This window comes from Rhodococcus aetherivorans, from assembly GCF_025722975.1.
GTDB lineage: Bacteria > Actinomycetota > Actinomycetes > Mycobacteriales > Mycobacteriaceae > Rhodococcus > Rhodococcus aetherivorans.
This window is the reverse complement of the sequence record NZ_CP106982.1, coordinates 4,216,789-4,242,262: the sequence shown is the minus strand read 5'-3', so window position 1 is coordinate 4,242,262 and position 25,474 is coordinate 4,216,789. Positions and strand designations below refer to the sequence as shown.

The 25,474-nt window shown below is 71.6% G+C and carries 27 protein-coding genes, 1 pseudogene and 1 riboswitch; of the genes and pseudogenes, 11 read left to right on the top strand and 17 right to left on the bottom strand.

The annotated features are described in order from the left end of the window. Positions 1 to 260: 260 nt before the first annotated feature. A complete protein-coding gene (locus OCS65_RS19210) occupies positions 261 to 1,913 on the top strand; it encodes a protein kinase domain-containing protein (protein WP_006939444.1) in 1,653 nt (550 codons plus the stop codon). An 84-nt stretch (positions 1,914 to 1,997) separates the two neighbouring features. Here the strand turns inward: OCS65_RS19210 and OCS65_RS19205 are convergent, their stop codons facing one another. Together OCS65_RS19205 and OCS65_RS19200 are read right to left on the bottom strand one after the other, a co-directional pair. Next, complete coding sequence (locus OCS65_RS19205) at positions 1,998 to 3,383, bottom strand: T3SS (YopN, CesT) and YbjN peptide-binding chaperone 1 (protein WP_043797245.1); 1,386 nt, start codon at positions 3,381 to 3,383, stop codon at positions 1,998 to 2,000. Between the two features lie 134 nt (positions 3,384 to 3,517). Next, positions 3,518 to 4,513, bottom strand: a complete 996-nt coding sequence (locus OCS65_RS19200; RefSeq protein WP_043797244.1) for an alpha/beta hydrolase — start codon at positions 4,511 to 4,513, stop codon at positions 3,518 to 3,520. Positions 4,514 to 4,804: 291 nt separating this feature from the next. Between OCS65_RS19200 and OCS65_RS19195 the strand changes: the two genes are divergently transcribed. Then, complete coding sequence (locus OCS65_RS19195) at positions 4,805 to 6,166, top strand: WS/DGAT/MGAT family O-acyltransferase (RefSeq protein ID WP_037201594.1); 1,362 nt, start codon at positions 4,805 to 4,807, stop codon at positions 6,164 to 6,166. Positions 6,167 to 6,172: 6 nt separating this feature from the next. Here the strand turns inward: OCS65_RS19195 and OCS65_RS19190 are convergent, their stop codons facing one another. The 4 genes from OCS65_RS19190 to OCS65_RS19175 all read right to left on the bottom strand — a co-directional run bounded on the left by OCS65_RS19190 (position 6,173) and on the right by OCS65_RS19175 (position 9,459). Continuing rightward, positions 6,173 to 6,937: an ABC transporter ATP-binding protein gene (locus OCS65_RS19190; RefSeq protein WP_006939435.1), complete on the bottom strand. Its 765-nt coding sequence runs from the start codon at positions 6,935 to 6,937 to the stop codon at positions 6,173 to 6,175. Next, the gene (locus OCS65_RS19185) at positions 6,934 to 7,728 is read right to left on the bottom strand and encodes an ABC transporter permease (protein ID WP_043797243.1); all 795 of its coding nucleotides are present in this window, start codon (positions 7,726 to 7,728) and stop codon (positions 6,934 to 6,936) included. Before OCS65_RS19185 ends, OCS65_RS19190 begins: the two co-directional genes overlap by 4 nt. Next, entirely contained in the window at positions 7,709 to 8,743 is a 1,035-nt protein-coding gene (locus OCS65_RS19180; RefSeq protein ID WP_043797242.1) for an ABC transporter substrate-binding protein, read from the bottom strand. Before OCS65_RS19180 ends, OCS65_RS19185 begins: the two co-directional genes overlap by 20 nt. Continuing rightward, the gene (locus OCS65_RS19175) at positions 8,740 to 9,459 is read right to left on the bottom strand and encodes a TenA family protein (protein ID WP_006939427.1); all 720 of its coding nucleotides are present in this window, start codon (positions 9,457 to 9,459) and stop codon (positions 8,740 to 8,742) included. The genes OCS65_RS19180 and OCS65_RS19175 overlap by 4 nt, the downstream gene beginning before the upstream one ends. Next, positions 9,452 to 9,551: riboswitch (TPP riboswitch) on the bottom strand. (Overlaps the previous gene by 8 nt.) Positions 9,552 to 9,674: 123 nt before the next feature. Here OCS65_RS19175 and OCS65_RS19170 point away from each other — a divergent pair. Then, entirely contained in the window at positions 9,675 to 11,216 is a 1,542-nt protein-coding gene (locus OCS65_RS19170; RefSeq protein WP_029542851.1) for a carboxylesterase/lipase family protein, read from the top strand. Between the two features lie 51 nt (positions 11,217 to 11,267). Here the strand turns inward: OCS65_RS19170 and OCS65_RS19165 are convergent, their stop codons facing one another. Continuing rightward, the gene (locus OCS65_RS19165; RefSeq protein ID WP_029546562.1) at positions 11,268 to 12,431 is read right to left on the bottom strand and encodes an IS30 family transposase; all 1,164 of its coding nucleotides are present in this window, start codon (positions 12,429 to 12,431) and stop codon (positions 11,268 to 11,270) included. A 133-nt stretch (positions 12,432 to 12,564) separates the two neighbouring features. On the opposite strand from OCS65_RS19165, the gene OCS65_RS19160 reads away from it, so the two are divergent. Both OCS65_RS19160 and OCS65_RS19155 read left to right on the top strand, forming a co-directional pair. Continuing rightward, on the top strand, positions 12,565 to 13,299 hold the full coding sequence (locus OCS65_RS19160; RefSeq protein WP_029542852.1) for a FadR/GntR family transcriptional regulator: 735 nt from the start codon (positions 12,565 to 12,567) through the stop codon (positions 13,297 to 13,299). Beyond that, the gene (locus OCS65_RS19155) at positions 13,296 to 13,967 is read left to right on the top strand and encodes a sterol desaturase family protein (protein WP_043797238.1); all 672 of its coding nucleotides are present in this window, start codon (positions 13,296 to 13,298) and stop codon (positions 13,965 to 13,967) included. Before OCS65_RS19160 ends, OCS65_RS19155 begins: the two co-directional genes overlap by 4 nt. A gap of 19 nt (positions 13,968 to 13,986) precedes the next feature. Here the strand turns inward: OCS65_RS19155 and OCS65_RS19150 are convergent, their stop codons facing one another. Together OCS65_RS19150 and OCS65_RS19145 are read right to left on the bottom strand one after the other, a co-directional pair. Beyond that, on the bottom strand, positions 13,987 to 14,730 hold the full coding sequence (locus OCS65_RS19150) for an IclR family transcriptional regulator (protein ID WP_231771723.1): 744 nt from the start codon (positions 14,728 to 14,730) through the stop codon (positions 13,987 to 13,989). Between the two features lie 2 nt (positions 14,731 to 14,732). Further along, entirely contained in the window at positions 14,733 to 16,229 is a 1,497-nt protein-coding gene (locus OCS65_RS19145) for an APC family permease (protein ID WP_043797237.1), read from the bottom strand. Positions 16,230 to 16,430: 201 nt separating this feature from the next. On the opposite strand from OCS65_RS19145, the gene OCS65_RS19140 reads away from it, so the two are divergent. The 4 genes from OCS65_RS19140 to OCS65_RS19125 all read left to right on the top strand — a co-directional run bounded on the left by OCS65_RS19140 (position 16,431) and on the right by OCS65_RS19125 (position 19,772). Beyond that, the gene (locus tag OCS65_RS19140) at positions 16,431 to 18,044 is read left to right on the top strand and encodes a flavin monoamine oxidase family protein (protein ID WP_144415010.1); all 1,614 of its coding nucleotides are present in this window, start codon (positions 16,431 to 16,433) and stop codon (positions 18,042 to 18,044) included. A 28-nt stretch (positions 18,045 to 18,072) separates the two neighbouring features. Further along, positions 18,073 to 18,744 carry a Rid family hydrolase gene (locus tag OCS65_RS19135; protein WP_043797233.1) on the top strand — a complete coding sequence of 224 codons (672 nt, stop codon included), beginning with the start codon at positions 18,073 to 18,075 and terminating at the stop codon, positions 18,742 to 18,744. After that, entirely contained in the window at positions 18,744 to 18,917 is a 174-nt protein-coding gene (tatA, locus tag OCS65_RS19130) for a Sec-independent protein translocase subunit TatA (protein ID WP_006940119.1), read from the top strand. Before OCS65_RS19135 ends, tatA begins: the two co-directional genes overlap by 1 nt. A 168-nt stretch (positions 18,918 to 19,085) precedes the next feature. Further along, entirely contained in the window at positions 19,086 to 19,772 is a 687-nt protein-coding gene (locus OCS65_RS19125) for a DUF998 domain-containing protein (protein ID WP_050035003.1), read from the top strand. Between the two features lie 92 nt (positions 19,773 to 19,864). Here OCS65_RS19125 and OCS65_RS19120 read toward each other — a convergent pair whose 3' ends face one another. Both OCS65_RS19120 and OCS65_RS19115 read right to left on the bottom strand, forming a co-directional pair. Next, complete coding sequence (locus tag OCS65_RS19120; RefSeq protein ID WP_006940123.1) at positions 19,865 to 20,143, bottom strand: GNAT family N-acetyltransferase; 279 nt, start codon at positions 20,141 to 20,143, stop codon at positions 19,865 to 19,867. A 174-nt stretch (positions 20,144 to 20,317) separates the two neighbouring features. Then, on the bottom strand, positions 20,318 to 20,839 hold the full coding sequence (locus tag OCS65_RS19115; RefSeq protein WP_006940125.1) for a hypothetical protein: 522 nt from the start codon (positions 20,837 to 20,839) through the stop codon (positions 20,318 to 20,320). A gap of 128 nt (positions 20,840 to 20,967) precedes the next feature. On the opposite strand from OCS65_RS19115, the gene OCS65_RS19110 reads away from it, so the two are divergent. Further along, entirely contained in the window at positions 20,968 to 21,285 is a 318-nt protein-coding gene (locus tag OCS65_RS19110; RefSeq protein WP_006940127.1) for a hypothetical protein, read from the top strand. Between the two features lie 21 nt (positions 21,286 to 21,306). On the opposite strand, the gene OCS65_RS19105 is transcribed toward OCS65_RS19110, so the two are convergent. The 6 genes from OCS65_RS19105 to OCS65_RS19080 are packed head-to-tail and all read right to left on the bottom strand — an operon-like array spanning position 21,307 to position 24,575. After that, positions 21,307 to 21,930, bottom strand: coding sequence for a Type 1 glutamine amidotransferase-like domain-containing protein (locus OCS65_RS19105; protein ID WP_043797229.1), 624 nt, complete (start codon positions 21,928 to 21,930; stop codon positions 21,307 to 21,309). An 11-nt stretch (positions 21,931 to 21,941) separates the two neighbouring features. Beyond that, positions 21,942 to 22,826, bottom strand: coding sequence for a maleylpyruvate isomerase family mycothiol-dependent enzyme (locus OCS65_RS19100; RefSeq protein WP_006940133.1), 885 nt, complete (start codon positions 22,824 to 22,826; stop codon positions 21,942 to 21,944). Further along, positions 22,823 to 23,263 carry an HIT family protein gene (locus OCS65_RS19095; protein WP_029542872.1) on the bottom strand — a complete coding sequence of 147 codons (441 nt, stop codon included), beginning with the start codon at positions 23,261 to 23,263 and terminating at the stop codon, positions 22,823 to 22,825. The genes OCS65_RS19100 and OCS65_RS19095 overlap by 4 nt, the downstream gene beginning before the upstream one ends. 4 nt (positions 23,264 to 23,267) lie before the next feature. Next, positions 23,268 to 24,038, bottom strand: a complete 771-nt coding sequence (locus OCS65_RS19090; RefSeq protein WP_051445986.1) for an SIR2 family NAD-dependent protein deacylase — start codon at positions 24,036 to 24,038, stop codon at positions 23,268 to 23,270. Between the two features lie 4 nt (positions 24,039 to 24,042). Continuing rightward, the gene (locus tag OCS65_RS19085) at positions 24,043 to 24,213 is read right to left on the bottom strand and encodes a hypothetical protein (RefSeq protein ID WP_164528083.1); all 171 of its coding nucleotides are present in this window, start codon (positions 24,211 to 24,213) and stop codon (positions 24,043 to 24,045) included. Then, positions 24,210 to 24,575, bottom strand: a complete 366-nt coding sequence (locus OCS65_RS19080) for a DUF488 domain-containing protein (protein WP_006940140.1) — start codon at positions 24,573 to 24,575, stop codon at positions 24,210 to 24,212. Before OCS65_RS19080 ends, OCS65_RS19085 begins: the two co-directional genes overlap by 4 nt. Positions 24,576 to 24,834: 259 nt before the next feature. Here OCS65_RS19080 and OCS65_RS19075 point away from each other — a divergent pair. After that, positions 24,835 to 25,404: pseudogene (locus OCS65_RS19075) on the top strand (Rossmann-fold NAD(P)-binding domain-containing protein); the annotation flags it as partial. Positions 25,405 to 25,474 lie beyond the last annotated feature (70 nt).

Genomic DNA, 25,474 nt, shown 5'->3' with positions numbered 1-25,474 from the left:
CTCCGATCCTCGCTCCCAGCATCTCGCTCCCGGCCCCGCCGGACCACCGTGCTGGCACTGTTCGACCATCTTGGCCGTCACGTGATTCGGCGGCAGCGCCTGCACGGAGATCCGTACCGTGCCTGCACGGAGCCCCGGCCGGTGTCTGCACGGTGCGCTCCGCGCCGGACCGGCGCCAGGTCGGCGGACAACCGCGCGCCGCAGCGGTTCCGCCGACGATCCCCGAGGGGTTGAATAGAGGAGGTGGGCCGCTTCGGGAGGTGGTGGCGGTGACGGGGAACGGGGCTCCCGGGCCGGGTTCGGTGTTTGCCGGGTACACCATCGAGCGGCTGCTCGGCGCGGGCGGCATGGGTTCGATCTACCTGGCGCAGCACCCGCACCTGCCGCGCAAGGTGGCCCTCAAACTCCTCCACCCCGCCCTGACCGCCGACGACAGCGTCAAGGCCCGCTTCGAACTCGAGGCCGACCATGCCGCGCGCCTCGAGCACGCCAACATCGTCCAGGTCTACGACCGCGGCTGCGAGGACGGCCGGCTCTGGATCGCCATGCAGTACGTCCCCGGCACCAACGCCGCCGCGCTGCTCGGCCACGGGCCCGTCCCGCCCGAGCGGGCAGTCCACATCGTCTCCGAGATCGGCAAGGCCCTCGACTACGCCCACCAGGCCGGGGTGCTGCACCGGGACGTGAAGCCGACGAACATCCTGCTCGCCGAACCCGCCGGCCCGGGCGAACCCGAACGAGTCCTGCTCACCGATTTCGGCATCGCCAAGGCCCTCGACGAGGCGGGCGGGCTCACCCGCACGGGGATGTTCGTCGGCAGCCTGCAGAATGCCGCACCCGAGCAGTTCGACACCACCGCCGCGCTCGACCACCGCACCGACATCTACTCGCTCGGCTGCACCCTCTACCACCTGCTCACCGGCCGGCCCCCGTATTCCGGCGACACCCTGGCGAAGCTGTGGCACGGGCATGTCCGCAGCCCGATACCCCGGCCGAGCGAGGCCCGGCCCGACCTGCCGAAGGCGTTCGACGCCGTCGTCGCGGGTGCCCTCGCGAAGGACCGCAACGACCGCTACGACACCTGCAGGGAACTCACCGCCGCCGCCCGGAACGCCCTCACGTCCGAGACCACGACCACCGTCCCCGCGCCGGCAGCCGACGACACCCTGGCCCGGACGGTGGCGGTGGACGCCGCGTCACCGAGCAGGGTCGCCGCGACGCGGCGCGCGACGCGGCGCGGCGACAGCGCGGCACCCCTGCGGGTGGTGCTCGCCGACGACTCCGTGCTGCTGCGCGAGGGTATCGCCCGGCTGCTGTGCGACGAGGGGATCGACGTCGTCGGCGAGGCCGGCGACGCCGCCACCCTGCTCGGTCTCGTCGCCGACGAGCGGCCCGACGTCGCCGTCGTCGACATCCGGATGCCGCCGACCCACACCACCGAGGGAATCGTCGCCGCGGCGGCCATCCGTGCCGACCACCCGGACACCGCGGTGGTACTGCTGTCGCAGTACGTGGAAACCGACCACGTCATGAATCTGCTCGCCGACGGGGCCGCCGGCCTGGGCTACCTGCTCAAGGATCGGGTCGCCGACATCGACGAGTTCGTCGACACCCTGCACCGGGTCGCCGAGGGCGGCTCGGCCATCGACCCCAGCGTGGTGAGCCGGATGGTGGCCCGGCCCCACCGCGACAGCCGTCCCATCGACACGCTGTCCACCCGCGAACGCGAGGTCCTCAGCCTCATGGCCGAGGGCCGCTCGAACCGGGCGATCGGGGCGGCCCTGTTCCTCGGAGAACGCACCGTCGAGGCGCACGTCCGGGCGATCTTCCTCAAGCTCGGTCTGCACCCCGAACCCGAGGACCACCGACGCGTCCTGGCCGTGCTCAAGCATCTCGAGGCGACCACCCCGTGAACCACCCCGGCTGCCGAGGGCCACGCCGGGTGCCCGCGCTGCGGCCGCGCCGTCCCGCGGAAACGGCTCGCCCGCACGAGGTGCTCAGTCGGAGAGTTCGTCGAACAACGTCGGCTCGTCCGGGTTCTCGAACAGCTCGATCTGCTCGGGTGGGGACGGACGCGGCCGCCGCACGCGTGTCGTGGCGGTGCCCGCCGGGGGCACGAGCAGCCGCATCGCTGCGGTGAGCGAGCGGCAGGTCAGCTCCCACTCCTGCGCCTTCGCCTCGGCGCGGGCGATGCCGGCGCCGTCTCCGGCCGCGGCACGCCCCATCGCCTCGGCCTGCCAGCAGACCTGCGCGTCCACGCTCATCCGCAGGAAACGCAGCAGCTGGTCCGGTTCGTCGCCGGCCATGCGGGCCACCGTCCGGGTCTCGACCTCCGCCCGGCCGTCGAGATGGAGATCGCGCAGCGCCAGCAGCGTCGGCGGCAGGTCCTCCTCGGAGTCCGTCGTCCACGGCGGCAGCTCGTCCGGGGGCGGCGGCACACCGTCGTGGTCGGTCTCGTGCAGCAGCTCGCCGCCGAGGCGGGTGCCGAACGCCTCGTCCAGCCCCTCGAGGAACTGCGCGACGTGGTCGAGCGTGGTCAGCAGGTGGGCCGGCACGAACGGCGACGCGGGCAGGTGTGCCGCCACCGCGACCCGGTCCTCGACCAGCACGAACTTCAGGTGCGGCCACCGGCGGTTGAGGTCGGCGACGACCTCGGCGGCGCGGGTGCGCCCGGTGATGTTGTGGACGATCGGGGCGAACACGTCGACGGTGCGCTCGTGCGGCCCGACGCCGACGAACACGAGCAACCCCGCGACCCGCAACGCCAGGTCGCCGTCCTCGTCCCACAGCGGGACGTCGCCGATCCGCTCGCGCAGCGTCGACTCGATCAGCTCGCGCACGTGCTCCTCGCCCGCGGTCTCGACGGCGAGCGGAAGCGCGGCCGGCGGCGGCGTCTCCTCGGCGGGCGCGGGCAGGTCGAAGGCCGCCGCCCGGCCGGCGCCGAACGTCTCGGTGCGCAGGAACAGCGGATGCGGCACCCCCCACACCCGGCGCAGCGCCGTCACCGCGACGGCCGCGAGCTGGTCGGCCCACGCCGCGGGCCGGTCCATCCAGTAGGCCGGGGACCCGCCGTCCTCCGGGTCCTCCGGTCCCCGGGACGGTTCGCGCCAGCCGAGCTCGGCGAGCAGCGCCTCGTCGGCCGGGCGGAGGCGACGGTCGCCGCCGAGGTGGGCGTTGGACGGCACCTCGCACCGCACCTGGCCTGCACCCCACGCGTAGAACTGCACGCACGGTCCGGCGGGTCCGGACTCCTCCTCGACGAGCGGCTCGAGGAGCAGCCCGTCGCCGTCGCACATCGACGCCACGTGATCGGCGAGCCGTGCCCGGAACTCGCTCCAGGACCGGTCGACGTCGCGGTCGAATCGGCTCTCGGTGTCGGTCACGATCCGCCCCCCTTTCCCAGTGCTGCCGGACCAATCTGTGCCGGAGACACTAGTCGCGCCGTCCGACAGGTGCCCGGCTCGGCGCGGGTGGTGGTCGCCACGTGGCACCGGCGGGGTGGTCCGGTGGGGGAATCTCAGCCGACGCTGCGGACGAACGCTCCGATCGAATCGACGGCTCGCCCCGCCTCGGGCACGAGGCCCGCCGCGGCCTGGAAGACGTGCACCTGCCGTTCCCACACCTGCAGCTCGCAGGGCACGCCGGCGCCGGCGAGGCGCCGGGCCATCAGCTCGGCGTCCACGTACGTCATCTCCTCCGAGCCGGTCTGGATGAGGGCGGGCGGCATGGCGGTCAGGTCGGCGTCGACCGGTGACACCGCGCGCGGACCCGGCCGGCCGGAGGCGGCGTCGATGCGGGCGATCACAGCGGCGAGGGCCGGAACGGCGCGGCGCGGGAACAGGGCACACCGGTACGAATTGGGATGTTCGAGCTTGCCGCGGGTGTCGAGGTCGGTCAGGGGCGAGAGCGCCACGTTGCCGGCCGGCCGGCCGAGACCGAGCCGCAGCGCCTCGAGCGTCACCTGGAAGGTGAGGAATCCGCCGGCGGAGTCGCCGGCCACCACGATTCGTTCCGTCGGGTAGCCGTGCGCGATCAGCCACCGTAGCCCCTCGATGCCGTCCTCGACCGCGCTCTCGATCGGGTGTCCCGGCAGCATGCGGTAGGCGACGCTGAGCACGGGTGCCCCGGCCGCCGACGAGATGCGGGAGACCATCTGCCGGTGGGTGGTCAGGCCGCACACCAGGAACGCGCCGCCGTGCAGGTAGAGGATCGCCGTGGCGCCGTCGGCTCCGGGGGCGGCGAGGAACTCGGCGTGGCAGGACGGCAGCCGGACCGGGTGCCGGTGCGTGCCGGGGACCGGCTTGAGGGGGAACGCCAGCCGGTCCACCACGCCCGTCGGCCAGGGCAGGTGCGGGGCGCGCGCCCACGCGTCGATGACCGGCTTGACGGTGCTGCGCACCGAGAAGGTCAGCGCCTGCGACGGCAGGCTCACGCCGGCGACCTCGCGGCGGAGCACCGGCCGCGGCACGGGCGGATACGACAACGACGGATGGTTCGACGCGGTACTCGTCACCGGGACCTCCTCGTCCTCACCTGCTCGGACGGAGCCCTCTCGTCGACGGCTCCCGTCTTCTCTCTCGGCCCTTCTCCGAGGCGTTCGCGGCGTTCGTCCGGGTCGGTTGCCCGACAGTACGACGAGGAATCGCCGGGGCGAAGCATCGTGACTCGATGGAGACCGGACAAAGGGAACTCCGCAGGTCGTCGGCGTGCCCGTTATCGATCCGGTACGGCCGTCCGGTCGCCGGACGTACCATCCATCCCAGCGTGCGACGGCGGACGAAAGGGGGCTGTCCCGGTGGGATACATGCCTGTGACCGACTCGATGTTCCTGATCGCCGAGTCGCGGGAGCGCCCGATGCACTTCGGCTCGCTCGAGCTGTTCACGCCGCCGCCCGACGCCGGTCCGGGATACGTCACCGACCTCTACAACCGGCTGGTCGCCGACGCGCAGGTCGACGAGCTGTTCCGCAAGCGCCCGGCCGACCCGGTGTCGAGCCTCGGCTACACCTGGTGGGCCGTGGACGACGAGATCGACCTCGAGTACCACGTCCGGCACTCGGCCCTGCCGGCGCCGGGCCGGATCCGTGAGTTGTTCACCCTCGTCTCGCGCCTGCACAGCGGCCTGCTCGACCGGCACCGGCCGCTGTGGGAGGCCTATCTGATCGAAGGGCTCGCCGACGGCCGGTTCGCCGTCTACACGAAGATGCATCACGCGCTGCTCGACGGGGTCTCGGGGCTGCGGCTGCTGCAGCGGACCTACACCCCCGATCCGAACGTGCGCGAATTCCCGGCGCCGTGGCACCTGCCGGCCCGCCCCAGCTCCGGCACCCGGGAGCAGGACTCGCTGTTCGCTGCGGTGCGCTCACTGGCCGGCGACGTGATCGGCGCGGCGCCCGTCGCGCTGCGGATCGCCCGGACCGTCCTCGGCGGGCGCCGCGTCGCGTTGCCGTACGAGGCACCGCGGTCGATGTTCAACGTTCCGATCGACGGGACGCGGCGCTTCGCGGCGCAGTCCTGGAGCCGCGAACGCATCACGCGGGTGCGGCAGGCGGCCGGGGTGTCGAGCAACGACGTCGTCGTCGCCATGTGCGCAGGTGCCCTCCGCGCCTACCTCCTCGAACAGCAGGACCTGCCCGACCTCCCGCTGATCGCGATGGTCCCGGTGTCGCTGCGAGCCAAGGACGCTCCCGATTCGGCCGCGGGCGGCAACAGCGTAGGGGTCACGCTGTGCAACCTCGGCACCCATCTCGAGGATCCGCTCACCCGGCTCTCGACGGTCAGCGATTCGATGGCGGAGGGCAAGACCCTGTTCGCCGGGATGACGCCGCTGCAGGCGACGGTGTGGTCGGCGCTGAACGTCGCCGGGCTCGCGCTGGCACCGATCTCAGGCGCCGTCTCCCTGGCCCCGCCGCCGTTCAACCTCATCATCTCCAACGTGCCGGGACCGCGGGAGCGGGTGTACCGCAGCGGGTCCCGGCTCGACGGGATCTACCCGGTGTCGGTGGTGCTCAACGGCCAGGCACTCAACATCACGCTGACCACCACCGCCGACACCGTCGACTTCGGCGTCGTCGGATGCCGCCGCACGGTCCCCGGCCTGCAGCGGCTGCTCGGCCACCTCGAGGACGCCCTTGTGGAACTCGAGGTGGCACTTGACATTTCGTGATCGGCGTCAGTCCGGCAGTGCGGAACTGCGTGGTCCGGTGGCGTGCAGGACGTCGACGAGTTCCTTCTCGAGGGTCACGAACTCCGGCGATGTCAACGTGTCCAGACCCCGGGGGCGGGGCAGCGGCACCGTCACCTCGTGACAGATCCGGGCCGGGCGCCGCGTGAGCACCAGCACCCGATCCGACAACAGCAGCGCCTCGCGCACGTCGTGGGTGATCATCAGCACCGTCCACCGGTCCCGCTGCCACACCTGCTGCAGCCACAGCTGCATCTCGGTGCGCGTCAGCGAATCCAGGGCCCCGAACGGTTCGTCCAGCAGCAGCACCTTGCGGCCCTGCAGGACCGTCCGCGCCAGGGCCGCGCGCTGGCGCATCCCGCCCGAGAGCTGCCGGGGGGCGGCATCCTCGAACCCGGCGAGGCCGAAGGCGGGGAACAGCTCCCGGGCCCGGGCACGCGCCTCGCCGCGCGGCACGCCCTGCACCTCGAGGCCGAGTGCGCAGTTGCCGAGCACGGTGCGCCACGGGAACAGCAGGTCTTTCTGCGGCATCAGGGCGGCCCGTCCCGGTGCGGCCGGCCGGTCACCCACCGTGACGGCACCGGTGTCGGGAGAGTCGAGACCGGCGATCAGCCCGAACAGGGTGGACTTGCCGCACCCGCTCGGGCCGATGAGCGAGACGAACTCGCCCTCGGCCACGGCGAACTCGGCGCCGTCGAGGACGGTGCGCGCACCGAACGCCTTGTGCACGCCGGTGACCGTGACGGCGTTCATCGCGGGCTCCTCGTCGTCTGCGCCCACGGCGCCACCACCCGTTCCACGGCGTAGGTGAGCAGGTACAACGCCAGCGAGACCACCGCGGTGACGAGCACCGCCGCGAGCACCAGATCGGTCCGGAACGAGTTCTTCTGGGTGCTCATGTAGATCCCGAGCCCCGACGTGGCGCCGACGTATTCGGCGAAGACCGCACCGACGACGGCGTAGGTGACCCCGATGCGCAGCGCCGTGAAGAACCGGGGCAGCGCCGACGGCAGCCGCACGTACAGGAACTCCTGCCACCGGGAGGCACCCATGCTGCGCAGCAGCGCTCCCGCCTCCCGGTCCGCGGCCGCGAAGCCCTCGATCAGGCCGATCGCCATGGGGAAGAACGTGGCGAGCGCGATCACCAGGATCTTCGGCAGCAGCCCGAATCCGAACCAGATGATCATCAGCGGCGCGATCGCGATGATCGGCAGGGTCTGCGACACCACGAACAGCGGCACCAGGGCGCGGCGCAGCCACGGCGAGAAGTCCACGACGATCGCGAGGAGCCACGCCACGACGAGGGACACCGCGAAACCGACGAGGGTGACCTGCAGCGTCGACCAGGCATGGCCCGCGATGTCGTCGCGGTGCGCCCAGCCCTGCCCGAGGACCCGGGTGGGGGAGGGCAGCACCTGCGGGCGGATGCCGCTGAGCGTCACGTACAGCTGCCAGCCGACGGTCAGCGCGGCGACGACCAGCACGGCCGGTGCGACGCGCCGCACCCAGGGATTCCGGGTCGGGTCAGGGCGTGAGGTAGTCATCGGTGAAGTACGTCGACCAGTCCGGCTCGGTGGTCAACGGCTTGCCGTCGGGGCCGGAGAGCAGGCCCTTCTCGAACAGGAACCGGGAGTACCCGGTCCACCGTTCGAGGGTGAGGGTGCCGACGCGGCCGTTCTCGTCGCGCAGGTAGCCGGCCGACAGCATCCGCTGGCTCTCGTAGACGAGATCCTCGTCGGGGAAGGCGCCGGGCTCGGCGTCGATCAGCGCGCGGGCTCCGCGGTCCGGGTCCTGCGCGGCGATCTCGTAGCCGCGCTGGACGGCCTGCACGAACGCCCGGGCCTGGTCCGGATGTTCGGCCAGCCAGTCCTCGTTGCCGTCGATCACGATCGCGTAGGCGTCGGGGAACCCGTAGTCGGTGTAGCGGAAGTAGCGCATCGGCAGCCCGCGGTGCTCGGCCTCGATGCCTTCCCACGCCAGGTACGAGACGGTGAAGTCGGCGGTGCCGGAGTACACGGCCTCGTAGGCGGAGGTGCCCAGGGTGACGGAGGTGAAGTCGCCCCGCCCGCCGTCGTTCCGGATCACCTGGGCGAGCGTCTCCTCGTCGCCCGGGTCGCCGAAGCCCGCGTAGGTGCGGCCGTCGAGGTCCCGGGGCCGGGTGAGGTCGGCGCGGTCGGCCTTGACGGCGATGCCGGTCGCCCAGTGCTGCAGCGGCGCGAGGACCGAGACGGTGCGCGAGCCGGCCGCCCGGGAGAATGTCGCCTGCGCCTGCGTGGAGATGCCGAACTCGGCGTTGCCGGCGTCGACGAGGGTGTCCGGGGTGGTGTTGTTGTAGGGCAGGAACTCGACGTCGAGACCGGCGTCGGCGAACAGGCCCTCCTGCTGGGCCACGTACAGGCCGGTGTGGTTGGTGTTCGGCGTCCAGTCCAGGGCGAACCGGATCGTGTCGCCGGAGTCGTCGTCGCCGGTGCCGCCGGCGCAGGACGCGGTGAGCAGCAGCGCCGCGGTGAGGGCGGCCAGGACGGTGAGCCGGCGACGCAGCCGGGAGGTGGTCGTCATGAGGCCGGCCAGTCCTGCGTGTTCAGCGCGGTGTCCCAGAACAGCAGCTCGTAGCGGGTGGCGATCGTGAACGCCCCGGCCATGGCGTCGCGCTCGGTGTCGGTGGCGGCCGCCGCCGCGACGTCGACGAGCTCGCGGGCGGTGGCGACCGCGGCGTGGAACTCGGGCGCGTCGTAGGTGGTGACCCACTGGGCGTAGGGGTGGGTGGGGTCCGCGGTGAGCACGTCGGCGGCGCGGACGGCCAGCTCGCGGCCGACCTCGGCGTAGATCCAGAAGCACGGAAGCACCGCGGCGGCGCCGACCGGATACGGATCGGTGGCGACCGTGGCGGTCAGGTAGGAGACGTAGCCGAGGCAGGCGGGGGAGTGCGCGGGGGTGTCCTCGGCGGGCGGCAGGACACCACCGGTGAGCAGACCCCGGTGCAGGGCCGATTCCTCGGTGGCGGCCGTCGCCGCGCTGTTGGCCCAGAACGCGGCGGTGGCCGGGTCCGGGGCCTTCGCCGCGAGGAGGGCGAGCGCCTTGGCGTAGCCGGCGAGGTAGAGGGCGTCCTGCTCGATGTAGAAGCGGAACGCGTCGAGCGGCAGGGTCCCGTCGCCGAGCCGGCGCAGGAACTCGAGGTCGTCGATGGCCTCGCGCAGGACCTTCGTACGGTCCCACAGCAGATCGGTGAAGCGCTCGGTCCCCTCCGGGACCGACGCATGGGCAGGCATGGTCATGCCGTGACATCCCTTCGTCAGCATTACCTGATCAGGTTCGACGGGTGTGATCTCAGCTCCCGCTCGTGTGCGGAGCACCCCGTGTCTACGGAGGCGACGATAGCACCGGGTGTGGCTCGCCCCACGCGGGCCCGGGGTGCCGGGTCGCCGGGGCTGCGCGTGCAGCCTGTCTGTTGTTGGTACCTTGGCCCCAGACCGTTCGTTCGGGAGGGACCGTGGACGCCGAGACTCTCATCGTCGGGTGCAAGTACGGCGACGTACGCGGCTACCGCGACGGTTCCGTCTACGCGTGGAAGGGTGTCCCGTACGCCGCGCCGGCGTCCGGCGACCTTCGGTTCCGCGCCCCCGAACCGCCGGAGCCGTGGACCGACGTGCTCGACGCCCGCCGGTTCGGGCCCATCGCGCCGCAGGGCCGCAACAATCCCATCCCCATCGACCCGGGCCTGTCGATCGGCGAGGACTGCCTCTCGCTGAACATCTGGGCACCGGAGCCGGACGGGGAGCCGCGGCCGGTGATGGTCTGGATCCACGGCGGCGCCTACGTCCTCGGGTACTCGGGTCAGCGGATCTACGACGGACGGTTGCTCGCCGAACGCGGGGACGTCGTCGTGGTGACGGTCAACTACCGGCTCGGAGCCCTCGGCTTCCTCGACTTCTCGTCGTTCTCGACAGCCGGGACCACCTTCGAATCCAACGTCGGGTTGCGGGACCAGATCGCCGCGCTCGAGTGGGTGCGCGACTGCATCTCCGCGTTCGGGGGCGACCCGGACCGGGTCACCGTGTTCGGCGAGTCGTCGGGCGGCGGGTCGCTGACCACCCTGATGACCGTGCCCCGCGCCGAGGGCCTGTTCCACCGGGCCATCGCGCAGAGCCCGCCGGCGACGTCGGCATACGGGTCCGAGCGGGCTGCCCGGGTCGCCGAGCGGTTCCTCGAGATCCTCGACCTCACGCCGGCCCGGGTGTGGGCGCTGCGGGACATGCCGCACGAGACGCTGACCGATGCGGGCGACGTGCTCGTCGGGGAGATCCCCACGAAGTTCCCCGGCACGCTCGCGATGGCGCCGGTGGTCGACCGCGACCTGGTGCCGAAGTACCCGGTGGCGGCGTTCCAGAAGGGGCTCGCGCACCGGATTCCCCTGATCATCGGGTCCAACAAGGACGAGCCGTCGATCTTCCGCTTCATGAAGTCGCCGCTGATGCCGGTGAGCGACGCCTCCGTGCAGGCGATGCTCGACGCGCTCGCCGCGGATCATCCGGAGCTGCCGCCCGACCGTATCGCGGAGATCATCTCCGCGTATCCGGACGTCTCGAAAACGTCGGGGGCGATGGCGCTTTCGCGGGACGCCGGGTTCCGGATGCCGGTGGTGTGGATCGCCGACGCGCACAGCGCCCACTCGCCGACGTGGGTGTACCGGTTCGACCACGCCACCCCGATGCTCAAGGCGGCGCGGATCGGCGCCGGCCACGCCACCGAACTACCCTACGTCTTCGGCAACTTCGGGACCCTCGATCGCGACCCCACGTTCTGGCTCGGCGGCCGCAAGGCCGCGACGGTGGTCTCGGGCCGGATCCAGCGCCGCTGGCTGGCCTTCGCGCACCACGGTGTGCCCGCCGCCCTGGACGGGTCCCGGCACTGGGCGCCGTACGACACCGGAAAGCGGATGACCCTGCTGATCGACAGCACCGACACCCTAGTCCCGGACCCCGACAGGGTGCTGCGTGAGGCCTGGGGCGACCAGGTGATGGGCTTCAGCTGATCGGGCGGCTCCGTGCGGGCCGAATGTCACATCACTTCGCTCAGGGCGGTTTCAGGCGGCCGATGCGACAAGCTCGGTGAACGCTTCGGTTGGCGTGCGCCAGCGTAGCGTCTGCCGGGGGCGGCCGTTGAACTCGTCCTGGACCTGCTGCAGGTCCTCGGGCGTGTACACCGACAGGTCGGTGCCCTTGGGGAAGTACTGCCGGAGCAGACCGTTGGTGTTCTCGTTGGTGCCGCGCTGCCACGGCGAGTGCGGATCGCAGAAGTAGACAGCGACGTCGGTGGCCATGGTGATCTGGGCATGAGCACGCATCTCGTGGCCCTGATCCCAGGTCACCGACCGCTGCATCACCTCCGGCAACGACCGCATCGCGGCGATCATCGCATCGCGGACGCCGGACACGTCGCGGACCTTCGGCAGGTGCAGCAACACCACGTACCGGGTGGTGCGCTCGACCAGGGTGCCGATCGCCGAGCGGTTGCGCGCCCCCATGATCAGATCTCCCTCCCAGTGCCCGGGCACCGCCCGGTCCTCGACCTCGGCGGGCCGCTGGGAGATGAGGATCTTGTCGGGAATATGGCGGGCACTGCTCGGCACTCGCCCCTGCGGCACCCGACGGGTGTGCCGGCGCCGCAGATACTCCGAAAGCTCTTTTCGCAGTTCGCCTTTCAGTTGCACATACACGGCCTGGTAGATGGTTTCGTGGGACACCCGCATCTCCGCTCGGTCGGGGAAGTCGACCACCAGCCTGGCCGAGATCTGCTGCGGGGACCAGCGCAGCTTCAGCTTGGCGACGACATACGCGCGCAACTCGGGTGCGGCCATCAGCTTGGCGACTTTCGGTCGCAGTGCTCGGGTCCAGGCCCGCGCGTGGGCCGACACGGCGCGGTAGCTACCGTCGCGGTTGCTGTTGCGTTCGATCTCCCGGTAGATCACCGACCGGTGCCGGCCCAGGTGCGCGGCGATCGTCTGGACCGACTCGTTGCGGGCGAGTCCGAGGGCGACAAGCTCCCGCTCGCCCAGGGACAACGACCGTCCGCCGTGCTCCCAGTGCGGGGCACGGCGGACGGTGCCGTTGGCCTCGTCCTCCCACCGGTAGCCGGTTTGTCGGCTGACACCGACCGCGGCTGCGGCCTTGGCGATCGACACCTTCGTCATGCGCATGGCGAAGAACCTAGCCTTCTTCGCCTCTCGTGCTGCTCGACCCACTGACATCTCCCCTGGTCAGGGAGCGTGTCGCATGGACCACCTGAGTCAGCCCAGATCGGCCTGCTGTGACATTCGGCCGACACCAAACTGGTATGACCACTTGACCTCTGGCCGGGTTCCGGCCTACGGTCGGTCCGTGATGTTCGAGCCGATCGCCCGCAAGTCCGCCTCCGGCGAGGTGTACGACCAGATCGCCGCCCGGGTGCTCGGGGGCGACCTCGCCGCCGGGGCGGCGCTGCCGAGCGAGCGCAACCTGGCCGAAGCGTTCGGTGTATCGAGACCCGCTGTCCGCGAGGCGATTTCCCGGCTATCCCACGCGGGTCTGGTGGAGGTGCGCCAGGGGGAGGCGACGTCGGTCCGCGACTTCCGCACCCAGGCCGGTCCGGAGCTGCTCCCGCGGCTGCTCGTGCGCGACGGCCGGCCCGACTGGGACGTCGTCCGCAGCGTCCTCGAGGCCCGACGCCTCATCGGCCGTCAGGTTGCCCGGCTCGCCGCCGCCCGCGCGACGGACGAGACGGAACCCCGGTTGCGCGACGCCGTGGCGCGGCTCGCGACGGGAGAGGACCCCGTCGCGCTGCAGGTCGCCGCCCTCGAATTCTGGGAACGCGTCGTCGACGCGGCCGACTCCCTCGCGTTCCGGTTGATCTTCAACAGCCTGCGCAACGCCTACGAACCGGCCATGACCGCGATGGCCGGCGTCCTGGTCGCCGAAGTCGGCCGCACCGACCTCTACGAACGGCTCGCCGGCGCGATCGTCGCCCACGACGAGGACGGCGCCGAACGCGCCGCCGGGGAACTGCTCGACCTGGGCACGTCGGCCCTGACGACCGCCATCGACCATGCGGAACACGCAGATGCGAGGAGCCGGGCATGAGCACGGATCGGACCGAACGGCGTAGCCGTCGCACCTCGATCGGCCTGTGGGACGCCGCCGCCGAGTTCGCGCGGCACCCGTCGCCGTGGATGATCGGCGCGATGCTCGCCGCCGCGAGCGTCGCGCGGGTTCTCCGCGGCGACTGGCAGATCTCCGACGCCCTGGTCCCACTGGTCGCCCTGCTGGTGTTCCCGCTGGTGGAATGGGTCATCCACGTCGGCATCCTGCACTGGCGGCCGCGCCGGATCGCCGGACTGACGCTGGATTCGCTGCTGGCCCGCAAGCACCGCGAGCACCACTGCGACCCGCGCGACGTGCCGCTGATCTTCATTCCCTGGCAGACCCTGGTGTGGCTGCTGCCGGTTCTCGTCGCCGGCGCATGGCTGGCCTTCCCCAGGGCCGGCCTGGCACTGACGTTCCTGGTGACCGTCGGCGTCCTGGGCCTGAGCTACGAATGGACGCACTACCTCATCCACACGGACTACCGCCCGAACTCGCGGCCCTACCGCGCGGTGTGGCGCCACCATCGGCACCACCATTTCAAGAACGAGCACTACTGGTTCACCGTCACCACCGCGGGCACCGCCGACCGGATTCTCGGCACCGAACCGGACCCGGCCTCGGTCGAGACGTCGCCGACCGCCCGGAATCTGCACGCGTCCCGCTGACCCGGCGCGTGGACCCCGCTCACGTGCGTCGCGCTGCGCCGGGCAGCCGCAGACGCCCGGCGAACTCGTGGAGCAGATCGATCAGATCCCGATCGTCGGTGCGGATGCGCCCGGTACCGCCGATCGCCGCGAGGCATCCCACGATCGCGGTGCCGTCGTCGCGCACCGGGACGGCGACCGCGGTGCGTCCCTGACGCAATTCGTCCTGCTCGACGGACACGTCGAGGCTCCGGATGCGACTCAGCTCGATCGCGAGCCGGTCGAGCTCGACGATCGTGCGCGGCCCCACCTTCGGCAGGGTTGTGCCGGGGACGAGATGGGGGCGGTCGGCGAGAAGCAGCTTCCCGATCGCGGACGCGTGCAGGTGCCGGGTCAACGACGACTCGCCCAGCAGCTCGTGGTCCGGGTCGCGATCCACCAGCCGGATCCGGTCTTGTTCGTAGGAGGCCAGATACACCCCGTGCCGCACCTGGGCGCGCAGATCCTCGAGCACCTCGGCCACCGGCCACGTCTCCGCGTGCGGTGCTGCCGCCAGCTCCTGCGTCCGTCGGCCGAGCGCGAAACCCGACAGGTCGTGCACCCGCACCAGATAGCCGTCGGCGACGAGGAGGTTGAGCAGCCGGTACGCGGTCGCCGGCGGGATGCGGGTGAGCCGGGCCAGATCCTTGGCCGTCGCGCCCGAACCCAGCTGAGCTACCGCCTCGAGCAGGGCCAGCGCACGCTGCACGGCCGTCGGCTCCCGGCCGGTGACCTCGCGCGCCACCGTCAGAGATCCCGATGCGGGCCGCGGTCGGCACGCACCAGGGTCATCGCGCCGAGCCGGTCGGGTGCGAAGACCCCGGCGCCCGGCAGCACGTCCGCGGATTCCGCGCTGTCGAACACCCCGATCGCCGTCGCAGCGCGTGGCGTCCGCCGCCGGAGCAGGAGGTACCACAGGGGTCCCGCGGCGAGCAGCAGCAGGGGGACGGCCACCACGGCGGGATCGACCGCGACGATGCCGGAGCCGACGACGCAGCCGAGCAGCAGCGCGCCGCCCGCGGCCGCAGCACCACCGACGAGGGTCGAGCCGCGGGTCTGCTCGCCGATTCTGGTCAGGAAGCGCAGGGAGGCGACGGCCACCAGGACGTACGCGACGAGCACCGCGACGCGTACCGCGTGCTGAAGCCCCGCGACGAGATGCGGAGCCCCGGCCTTGGCGACGGCGATCGTGAGCGCCACCAGCCCGGCCGCGGCGACGGCACGGTACGGCGTGCGGTACATCCGGTGCACCGCGGCCAGGGGCCGGGGGAGCACCCGCTCGATCCCCATCGTGTACCCCAGTCGCGAAACCGCGTTGACCGATGCCATCGAGGACGCCAGCCACGAGCAGGTCAATCCGAGATGCAGCGCCACGACGACGGCGACCGGCACGCCGGAGTCGGTGCCGTGGCGATACGCGTCGATCACCGTCCCGCCGCGGCCACCCCAGACCGCCAGGGCCGCGAGGACGCAGAGCGCCCCGCAGATCACCGGTGTCCAGAGCACGGTGCGGGTGACCGTCACCAACGGTCGCCGGGCCTCGGGTGCCAGGAAGGTGGCGCTCTCGAATCCGGCGAGCGCGAACACGGCGGTGAGCGCCAGGACCACGAGTTCGCCGGCGCCGCCGCCGGGGGGTTCCGCGACCGGTGTGGGCACGGCCGGCACGAGGAACAGCGTGAGGATGAACGCGAGCGAGCACGCCTCCACCAGCAGGATCGCGTGGACCGCGAATCTGATCCCGCGGACCACGCACGCGCCGATCACGCAGGCCAGCACGAGATACAACGGCAGTGCGGGAACGGAGACGCCGGCCCCGTGGGCGACTGCCAGGATCGACTGCCCCCCGTGGTAGAGGGTGAGCCCGGCACTGCCGAGGTACTTCACCGCCAGCGCGGCACCACCGCCGAGCGCGGCGCGCGGGCCGAGTCCCTGCGCGACGAACGTGTACGGGCCGCCGGCGGCGGCGAGGCGGCGGGTGAAGGCCGCGAAGCATCCGGCCACCGCGCCCAGCAGGACCGTCGTCGCCGCCACGGTGAGCAGGCCTGCGAGCATCGACTGCCCGGCCACGATCGCGGTCGTCAGGACGACCATCGACGCGGCGGGCGCCGTGGTGGCGACCGACTGCGCGAGGACCTCGATGCCGGACAGCCGGCGCCGGCCGAGGGCTCGTAGCGGCGACAAGGCCGGTCGTTCCGGCTCACGCGCCGTGAAGGACTGCGTGATCGCGTCGGAGAGTGCGGACATGGCACGCGAAGCTATCGGCCCGGTGTTTCCGGTCTGTTTCCGGGGGAAGTCGAACGGGCGCACCGGGATCGAGAATTCGGGTCCGCGGCGGACCGTCGTTCTCGAGCGCCGGTCCGCAAGACGTTGCGCGTGCGAGACATCCCCGCATCCCGCTCTTCCCACCATAGGTGCCGAGCCGATCGGGACGGTCGGTGTTGCACGATGGGAGCAGTCACTGTGGCAGTTACACGTAGGTCTTTCATGAAAGGACTCGGCGTCACGGGCGGCGCCGGCCTGATGTACGGCGCGATGTCCACGATCGGCCTCGCGCCCGCAACGGCGTCGGCGCCGGCTTTCCGGGCGCCGGCGCGCAGCGACCTGATCGGCCGGGTGGACGGCCATCATTCGGTCGTCGTCCTCGGCGGCGGCCCGGCCGGATTGTGCGCCGCCTACGAATTGGGGAAGGCCGGGTACGACGTCACGGTGCTGGAGGCTCGGCGTCGGCCCGGTGGCCGGGTCTGGTCCGTGCGCGCCGGAACGGAGGAGACGGACCTGAACGGCGAGAAGCAGGTCTGCACCTTCGCCGACGGGCACTACTTCAACCTCGGTGCCACCCGCATCCCGCAGAGCCACGTGACGATGGACTACTGCCGCGAACTGGGGGTGGAACTGCAGGCGTTCGGCAACCAGAACGCCAACACCTTCGTGCACTACTCGAGCGACACGGCGTTGTCCGACCGGTCCATCACGTATCGGGCGGCGAAGGCCGACACGTACGGGTACATGTCGGAGCTGTTGCAGAAGGCGGCCTCCCGCGGCGCACTCGACGACGTGCTCACCCAGGCCGACAAGGACGCGCTGTCCGAGTTCCTCAGCGACTTCGGCGACCTGTCCGGCGACGGACGATACGTCGGGTCGACCCGCCGCGGGTACACCTCCGAGCCCGGCGCCGGTCTGGACTTCGGCACGCACGAGCCGCCCTTCGCGATGACGGACGTGATCCGCGGCGGCATCGGCCGCAACTTCAGCTTCGACTTCGGCTACGACCAGGCGATGATGATGTTCACCCCGGTCGGGGGCATGGACCGCATCTACTACGCGTTCGAGGACCGCATCGGTACCGACAGGATCGAATACGGGTCGGAGGTGACGGCCCTGCAGAACACGACCGAGGGGGTGCGGGTGGAATACACCCGCGACGGTGCGCCGCGGGTGGTGGACGCCGACTTCGCGATCTGCACCATCCCGCCGCACCTGGTGACGCGGCTGAACCACAACCTGCCCGCCGACGTCGTGCACGCACTCGGCGCGGCCGAGCCCAGCTCCTCGGGCAAGCTCGGCATCGAGTACACGCGCCGCTGGTGGGAACTCGAGGACCGGATCTACGGCGGTGCCAGCAACACCGACAAGGACATCTCCCAGATCATGTTCCCCTACGACCACTACAACTCGGACCGCGGCGTGGTCGTCGGCTACTACTCCTCGGGCAAGAGGCACCTCGGTTTCGAATCGCTCACGCACAAGCAGAGATTGGCCAAGGCGATCGCGGAGGGGGCAGAGATCCACGGCGACAAGTACACCCGCGACATTGCCTCGTCGTTCTCGGGCAGCTGGCGCCGCACCCGGTACTCGGAGTCGGCCTGGGCATCGTGGCAGGGTGCCGGGGGTTCCCACGGGGGAGAGGCAACCCCCGAATACACCCTGCTGCTCGACCCGGTGCAGAACGTCTACTTCGCCGGCGACCACCTGTCCAACGCGATCGCCTGGCAACACGGTGCGTTCACCTCCGCACGCGCCGTGGTCACGTCGCTGCACGAGCGTGTCGCGGCATCCTGACATCCCCATCCCGGACAAGGAGAGATCCATGAACAAGCGTGCCGCCCGAACCGTTCTCGCGGCCCTGGTCCTGCCCGTCGTCGGCGCCTCGACCGTGGCGTGCTCGTCCACGGACGCGGAGGCCGGCTCGGCACCGCCCGTGCTCGTGCAGTCGGTGCTGCCGGTCGGGGAGGCCAACCCGATGATCGCCGAGGGCGTGGGCATCGGCGCCAGCGCCGCCGTGTACAAGACCAGCGGAATCGGGCCGTCGGCCGCGAACACCGCCGCGCCGCAGGGGTCCCCGGAGTCCTACATCGACACCGCGACCTTCGCGGGCGGTGTCCTCCCGGCCGGGGTGACGGTCACCGAGGCGCAGGGCATCAATGTGCTCCGCAAGATCCGCGACAATCTCGAGGCTCAGGGGCTCGGTCTGGCGGACGTGACCACGATGCGGGTCTTCCTCGACAACGCCCCGGGGACGGATCGCGCCGACTACGCCGGATGGAACCGGGCGTACCGCCAGTTCTTCGCGAACACCAACCTCGAGACCGGCGACACCGAGCTGGTGCCGATGGGGACCGCCGAGCCCGCCGCGCCGCTCGAACGCAACCCGGCTCGCCCGAGCCGATTCGCGCTGGAGGTGGCGAGTCTGCCGGTGGCCGGGTGGCTCGTCGAAGTGGAGGTCGACGCCGTCTACCCCGAGGGGAAGGGACCCCGCTGATGGGAGCACTCAGTCCCGCCCACTGGGCGATCATTGCTCTCGTGGTGCTGGTGTTGTTCGGATCCAAGCGGCTGCCCGAGGCCGCACGGGGCCTCGGACGGTCGATGCGAATCCTGAAGACGGAAGTGGGTGAGTTGCATACGGACACCGGCGACGCGCCACGGGAGCTGTGAACGCGTGGGCCTGCGCCGCGGCGCAGGCCCACGGGCCGCGTCCGCCGGGCGATGGGTCGAAGTTCCCATCCCGGGGCGGGCCGAATGGGCAATCCTTCCGATGCCGGTCACCGTCGGTGCTCCTAACGTCCTCTGCGACGGCAGATTCGGACTCGGTCAGGAGCGGTCATGAGCGCACACGTCGGCGTCGGACCCGGTACGCGGCTGGTTCGGGGACGTGCCGCCGCACTCGCCGGGATCGTCGCGCCCCTCCTCTTCACCGTGGTGGTGCTGGCGCAGCAGGCAGCCCGGCGGGACGAGTACAGCCCGACCGCGGAAACGATCAGTGCGCTCGAAGCCGGCCCGAACGGCTGGATCCAGCAGTTCAACTTCGTCGTGTTCGGACTCCTGCTGCTGATCTTCACCGTCGCCGTGCACCGGGGACCGGCGGCCGACCGGACGGGCGCCCTCGGCCCGGTGCTGATCGGTCTCGCCGGCGTCGGCGCACTGCTCGCGGCGGTGTTCCCGCTGCGGGAGGACGCAGCGGGGGTCACCTACGACCCGGGCTACCACTTCGTCTCGGGCTTCACGTTCTTCTCGTGCATCGCGCTCGGCCTGGTCGTGACGTCGCGCCGTCTCGCACGCGACGGGCGGTTCCCGGCGCTGTCGCGCTACGTGCTCGGTGCGGGACTCGTCGCCGCGGCCGGCGTGCCGCTCATGGTCGTGCTGGTGCTGCCCGACGACGCGCCCCTGCACGACCTCGCGGGTCTCGTGCAGCGGGGCATTCTCTGGTTGGTCGTCTTCCCCGCGCTCGTCGCGCTGGGCCTTTGCCTGCGCGCCGGGGGTGCCCCCACCGGGCAGGCCGGCGCCCGCTGAGCGAGGCGGGCGCCTCCGCGCTGTTAGAGGCGCGCGCCTCCGTGCTGATAGAGGCGGCGCCTCCGTGCTGATTGAGGCGGCGCCTCGGCGAGTCAGTTCCGGTATTCGGGGTTCGCGTCGAGGAACTGCGCGACGTACCAGCACGAGGCCGCGATCTTCAGGCCCTCCGAACGGGTGGCATCGAGGGCGTGGCGGACCACCTCGGCGGCGAGTCCGTGACCGCGGAACCGGGGCTGGGTGACGGTGTGGTCGAAGTCGCGCACACCGTCCGAGTCGGTGTAGTCGGCGAACGCGGCGAGGGTGTCGCCGGTGTACAACGCGAATCGGGACTGCTCGGCGTGATGTTCGATGCGGTGCTCGTCGTTGGTCACGCCAACGACCCTACCGGCCGTCGCGCCGGCGGGGGGATCCGCCCGCGGCGGCGGTAATGCGCGCGGCGCGGGCCGCGATGTTCCTGTTGTGGACCTGTGTCGAGGGCGGGCCCCGCGTGACGTGAGCGGTGACGTGGTGGTGGTGACGCGATGCAGTCGACAGTGGCGACGGGCTCAGGCGGGGACCGGGCCGGCCGGCGGGTGGGCGGCGCGGACGGCGTCGACGAACGCGGACTTGCGGGTCAGGTAGCGGTCCCGGAACTCGTCGAGGTCGTCGGTTCCGTCGCTCGAGACGGCGGTGAGGTATCCGAAGAGGGCGACGGCGGCGGCGAGCACCGGATCGGGAGCGGACAGCCGCATCTCGTTGACGATCGCGTCGAGGTCGACGATGCCGCGGGCGACCGAGCGCAGGTGCAGGTCGTCGGATTGCAGGGCCTCGGTGAGGTCGGCCTCGGCGAGGGCGGAGTGATCCGCCTCGAACAGGTGGTTGTAGACGCTGTCGGCGGCGTGCAGGAAGCGAACCTGCAGCGCGCGATCGGCCGCCCGCAGGGGAGCGGCCACGGCGGCGTTCCGTCGCGGGGGTCGCGCGCCGATCCGGGTGGCGAGGACGCCGAGGAGCACGCCGGCCGTGAGTCCCACCGGTACGGCCCACCAGGGTGCCGCACCGCTCGTGAGCAGGTCGGTCAGTGTCTCCACCGTACGGATCCTAACAGCGGAAGTCACATCAGTCTCACCAGTCACTCTGTTATCGAATCGTTCCGGCTGCGCGATCGGGTGGTTGTCGCAGGTCACTAACGTCAACGGTCGTTCGAAGGAGGTGCCGTATGACCGCATCCGCGCTGACGGACGCGAAACTCGTCCGCGCGTTGTCCGACGAATTCCTTTCGCGGCGAGTCGATTACAACGCGCTGGAGCGCCTTCATCACGGGGACGTGGCGGACTGGGCCGCCGCGGCGAGCAGGTTCGCGGCGCTGTCGGACGAGGAGGAACGGCACCTCGCCCTGCGCTGGCGGGACAATCCCCGGGAACTTCTCGACATCCTGCTCGCGCGGGCCGACGAGGTCACCGCCCGCCGATGCCGCACGGCCTGGGTCTCCCTCGACCGGTTCGCGCCGTTCGTCCGCGCGAGCAACGGGCCGTGACCACGGCACCGCCACGGGGCCTCAGGACTCGTCCACGACGATCACCTCGTCGTCGCCGAGTGCCCGGAACGGCAGCCGCTCGCGAGTGAGGAAGTCCAGCGTCCGCGCGACGCCCGCGTCGGCGAGGGGCGAGTCCCCGGCGTGCGGGACGATCGCGTAGTCCACCCACCCGAGACCGTCCCAGCGGGCCGGGACCCCGCAGACCGCGTCGACCTCGCCGGGATCGTCGGAGAATTCGAGACCGCGCAGGGACGGCGTCACAAGGCACGCCCCTGCGCTGTATCCAGCGTAGGCCAGCCCACCGGAACGGACCAGGTCCGTGAGGATCTCGTCGCCCCCGCACAGGGCGAGCCGCGCGCGCAGCACGAACGTGTTGCCGCCGCGCACCCACAACGCTCCGAACGGGGACAGCGCCGCCCGCAGGCCGTCGGGGGCGCCGGCATGGTCCCGCAGATCCACCTCGGTGGGTTCGTATCCGAGCGCACGCAGCGGCGCCAGCTCGCTCGCCACCGCCGAGTCCCGGGCCCGGGACGGCCATGCGTCGGCCGCGTTCGCGATCACCGCGATCGGGCACGGTCCCCGCGTGACTCCGAGGAGCAACCCGGGATCCGTGCCGAACCGGTACGACGACAGGAACAGCCGCACGGAGCCGCCGATCAGATGGTGAAGGCGAGGTGGTCGACGATCCGCCGGCCCACCGTCGTGTCGCCGCCGAGGGTGATCTCGTCGAGACGGTCGAACGCGTGCGTGCGGCCGCCGGCGAGTCGCACGAACAGCCGCGAATCCATCGCCACGGTGCTCGTCGCCGGACCGGACAGGGCCGGCACCACCGCGGCCCGGCCGTCCACCTCGACGTGGAGGGTGCGGGCCAGCGGGCCGCTCAGCTCGAACGTGATCCGCGCCCCGTCGGGAGCCTTGCCGCGCTTGCCGACGACGTACGCGAGCGCCCCGAAGATCTCCGCGGCTGCGAGCTCGGCCCGGGCGCCGCCCTCGTCGCCGGGCACGCCGAGCGCGTCGCGGAGGTCGAGTTCGTGCATCCAGCAGTCGAAGACGCGGATGCGCATGAAACGGCCGTAGGTGGCCTGCCCCACCGGGGTCATCGCCGGTTCGTCGAAGTCCTTCTGGGTCATGGCCCCGAGTTGCTCCCGCCGGCGCGCGACGATCTCCCGGTACCGCGCGAGCACCTCGTCGCCGGGCGTGCCGCGGAGGGACTCGATCCACCGTTCGTTGAAGGCGCCGATCTCGTTGCGGACGTGGCCGAGGGCGTGCACGTCGATCTCGACGTGCGGCGCCTCGATACCGGCGAGCATCGACTCGGTCCCGATCAGGTGTGCCGTGATGTCCTTGACCGTCCACCCGGGCAGCGAGGTGGGCGTGTACCAGGTGTCCCCGTGTACGTCGGCGAGCAGTTCGTCGATGACCCCGAACTGCTCGAGCAGCAGCGCGCGGATCGGCTCGACCGGGAACTCCGGCGCGGCGTCCGTGTCCGGCCCGGTGGTGCCGCCGGTCGTGGTGTTTCCGTGTGTCTTTCCGTGTGTCACAGTGCGTCCTCCGCTTCGAGACGGGCCAGGCCGGCGCGGATCGCCGCACCGGTGGCCTCCGGGTCGTGGGGCCGGCGCCGCAGCAGTCCCGCCGCGAGGCGCAGCTTGTCGCCGCGCCACCGCGGCAGCACGTGCAGATGCGCGTGGAAGACGGTCTGGAAGGCGGACCGGCCGTCGTTGAACACCAGGTTGGCGCCGTCCGCGGCGAAATCCGAGCGTTGCACGCCCCGGGCGATGCGCTGCCCGGCCCGGAACAGCGCGGCGCCGTGCTCGGGATCGAGGTCGTCGAGCCGGGGCGCGTGGACCCGCGGCACCACCAGCGTGTGCCCGCGGGCGATCGGCCGGATGTCGAGGAAGGCCACCACGTCGTCGTCCTCGTACACCCGCACGGCGGGAGCGTCGCCGCGGACTATGGCGCAGAACACACAGGAGCTCACCCGCTCACTGTAGGCGGGGCGTCTGCTCCGCGGCGACCGCTGCGACGAGTTGCGGCAGGCCCACCGCGGCGGTGGTGCGCCACACCTCGTCCACCCGGTCGGACAGGTCGGTCTGCTCGGGGTTGACCTCGACGACGGGGATACCGTGCCGGCGGGCCAGCGAGGGCAGGCCGGCGGCCGGATAGACGATCCCCGACGTGCCGACCACGAACACCACGTCGGCGGTCAGCACGGAGGCGGTGGCCGCCTCCCACGGTCCGGCCGGCAGCGGCTCGCCGAACCACACCACCCCGGGCCGCACGTCGCCGCCGCACGCGCCGCAGGCCGGTGGATCGAGACGGGCGACCGGCTCGGTGGGGGCCTCGGGCAGGTCGGCGGGGGTGCCGCACTCGGCGCACCGCGGCGAGAACAGGCTGCCGTGCAGATGCGAGAGCACGGGGCTGCCGGCCCGCTCGTGCAGGTCGTCGACGTTCTGCGTGACGATCGACAGGTCCACGGTGCGCCCCCAGCGGGCCAGCGCCCGATGCCCGGCGTTCGGCTGCACTCGTCGGACCAGGGCCACGCGCCACTGGTACCAGGCCCACACCGACGCGGGATCGCGGTCCCACGCCTCCGGTGTCGCCAGATCGGCCGGGTCGAAGTGCTCCCACAGGCCGGTCTGCGCGTCGCGGAACGTCGGCACGCCGCTTTCGGCGGACATTCCGGCGCCCGTGAGCACGGCGACCCGTCGTGCGGGCCGGGCCAGATCGAGGATCCGCGCGGGGGGAGTGGGCATCGGGTCAGGGTAGGGGGCCGGGGCCGGACTCGTCCGTACTCTCCTCGTCGTGCCGGAGGACGGCGCCGCACCGTGGGCACGGGGCCTCCGGTTCCTCGAGGAAGAAGCCGCAGTCGGGGCAGACCCGGTGCATCCAGCACACGGGGTCGCCGCCGGCGGCGGGCACGTCGTTCACCGCGCACCCCGCATCCGCTCCGCGAGGACGGCGGCGCCACTGTGCTCGAGGTCCCGGGTGGCGGTGAGCAGGACGACGGACCGGCCGTCGGCCAAGTCGTCGAGGCGCGCCAGGGCTGCACGCGCGTCCGGGCCGTCCAGTTCGGCGAGGTACCGGTCGCGGAACTCGGCGAACTGCGAGGCGTCGTGCGAGTACCACTTGCGCAGCCCGGTCGACGGCGCCAGGTCCTTGGCCCAGTCGTCGTGATGGAACGCGTCCTTGCGCAGCCCCCGCGGCCACAGCCGGTCGACGAACACCCGGAACGCCTCCTCGTCTCCCGGATGGTCGTACACGCGCTCGACGACGACGCTGCGACGTGCCATGGACTCGCCCCTCCTCCCTCACCGCGGATACGGCAGAATTGTGAAGTGAACTACCTCACATTCTGGCATCGTTCGACTGTTCGGACTCGATTCAGACGAAACCCAGCGGTTGCGCCGCTGTCGGGGGCGGGGTACGTCTGACTAGGCTCATCGCCCATCGTGCACGGCCCGAGTCGGCCGCTCGTCGCACATGACCCGCCGCTCATCGCGGTGAGGTGCCGATTCAACGCAGGAGTCGAAAACTTTGGAAACCGAGGATATGGGTACGGGACGTGCGGTGACAGCGCGACCCACCGTCGGCGTCGTTCGGGAAACCAACGACGGCGAGCGGCGGGTCGCGCTGGTGCCGATGATCGTCCCGTCGTTGATCAAGAAGGGGCTCGACGTGGTCGTCGAGTCCGGGGCCGGGCTCGGTGCGCTGATCCCGGACGAGGCCTACGTCGAGGCCGGTGCGCGGATCGGGGATGCGTGGTCGGCGGATGTGGTGCTCAAGGTGGCGCCGCCGTCGGATGCGGAGGTCGCCCGGATGCGGTCGGGGCAGGCGCTGATCGGGTTCCTCGCCCCGCGCAACGCCGAGAACCAGATCGGGGCGCTGGCCGCGGCCGGGGTGCAGGCGTTCGCCGTCGAGTCGATCCCGCGGATCTCCCGGGCGCAGGTGATGGACGCGCTGTCGTCGCAGGCGAACGTCGCCGGGTACAAGTCGGTGCTGGTCGCCGCGACGGAGTCGACGCGGTTCTTCCCGATGCTCACCACCGCCGCGGGCACGGTCAAGCCGGCGACGGTGCTGGTGCTCGGTGTGGGGGTGGCGGGTTGCAGGCGGCTGGCCTCGAAGAACGTCGTGGCCCTGCTCGAGCTGATGCTCGACGAGTCCGGTGCCCTGGCGCCGGACTTCTCGGACG